General features: G+C 71.1%; 2 protein-coding genes. Both read left to right on the plus strand.

Annotated elements, in window-relative coordinates:
* Positions 1–1,219, plus strand: a 1,219-nt coding sequence (locus tag AC27VN_RS40465; protein ID WP_490880359.1) for an aldehyde dehydrogenase family protein, incomplete at its 5' end; no start/stop codon positions are given.
* Positions 1,220–1,427: 208 nt separating this feature from the next.
* Complete coding sequence (locus AC27VN_RS40470) at positions 1,428–1,718, plus strand: proteophosphoglycan ppg4 (RefSeq protein ID WP_490880360.1); 291 nt, start codon at positions 1,428–1,430, stop codon at positions 1,716–1,718.
* The last annotated feature ends 69 nt before the right edge of the window (positions 1,719–1,787 follow it).

The following is a 1,787-nucleotide window of genomic DNA, read 5'->3' on the forward strand; positions in this document are numbered from 1 at the left end:
GCACGGCAATGCCGAGTACCTGGCCGGCTGGGTCACGCGCGAGCAGGGCAAGCCGCTGGGCGGCGTCGGCCCCACCGAGGTGCCGGGCGCGCGCTTCGAGCTGTTCGGTTGCGAGGCCTGGACCCAGGTGCCGGCCAGCCTCGAGATGCCGGTGGACGTGGTGTTCGAGGACGCCACGCGCCGCGACGAGATGCACCGCAAGCCCTTCGGCGTGATCGCGGCGATCGCGCCGTGGAACTGGCCGCTGCTGATCGCCATCTGGCAGATCGTGCCCTCGCTGCGCGCGGGCAACACGGTGGTCATCAAGCCCTCGGAATACACCAGCATCGGCACGCTCGAGATGGTGCGGCTGATCGCCGAGGTGCTGCCGCCCGGCGTGCTCAACACCGTCAGCGGCACCGGCGAGGTCGGCGGCTGGCTGGTCGAGAACCCCGACATCGACAAGATCATGTTCACCGGCTCGAGCGCCACCGGCGCGAAGATCGCGGCCGCCGCGGCGCGCAACCTCACGCCCACCACCATCGAGCTCGGCGGCAACGACGCCGCCATCGTGCTGCCCGATGCCGACCCGAAGGCCATCGCCATGGACCTGTTCTGGGGCGCCTTCCTCAACATGGGCCAGACCTGCGCCTGCGCCAAGCGGTTGTACGTGCCCGATGCGCTGCACGACGCGGTGGTGGCCGAGCTCAAGGCGATTGCCGAGGCGATGCCGATGGGCGACGGCGCGCAGCCCGGCATCGCGATGGGCCCAATCCAGAACCGCATGCAGTTCGACAAGGTGCGCCGGCTGGTCGACGAGGCGCGCGCCGGCGGCGCGACCATCGTCTGCGGCGGCGAGCCGCGCGCGGGTGCCGGCAACTTCTATCCGCTCACGCTGGTCACCGACATCGCGGACGGCGCGAGCCTGGTCGACGAGGAGCAGTTCGGCCCGGTGCTGCCGGTGATCCGCTACCGCGACATCGACGACGCGATCGCGCAGGCCAACCGCGTCGACGTGGGCCTGGGCGCCTCGGTCTGGGGCACCGACATCGAGCAGGCGCGCGCGGTCGCGTCGCGCATCGAGGCCGGCACCGTGTGGATCAACCAGCACGGCGCGATCCACCCGATGGTGCCCTTCGGCGGCGTCAAGGGCTCGGGCTGGGGCCTGGAGTTCGGCATCGACGGGCTCAAGGCGGTGACGCAGCCGCAGGTCATCAGCCTGAAGAAGAAGCCGCAGTAGCCAACGCCACCGAATGGCATTTGCCGGCACGGGCCGGGCGTCGCGCACGCCCGGCCCGTGCCGTTTTGGGGTGTCGCGCTCCTACAGGAGGCCGCGCCGCGAACTGACCTGGCGATTTTTCGTGGGGCCTAAGTTGATCCATGTCGGGCATCCGGTCCGGCGGATCTCAACCTTCCGGCCTTGCCGGATTTCCCCAAGGAGCATTTCCATGAATCGCACGTCTCACCTGATCGCAGCCCTCGCACTCACCGCCGCCGGCGCCGCCTTCGCGCAGGGCAACCCGCCCACCACCGCGCCGCCGAACCCGGCCACCGCCGCCGGCCAGCAGAGCCCCGCGGGCGGCCCGATGGGCACCACCGGCACCACGCCGCAGAACAACACCATGGCCGCCACCCCGGCACCGGCTCCGATGCGCGGCACTGCGATGTCGCAGGACTCGGGCAGCAGCAACATGGCCGCCGCACAGCCGATGCGTCCGGCGCGCGCCGACCGCAACTGAGGCCGCGGGCTTCAGTGATGCACACAGGCATTCCGTATCCGCGGGCGGCGGCGGCAGCGCTGCTGCTCG

This window comes from Variovorax sp. 20P10.2.4 (assembly GCF_058244205.1).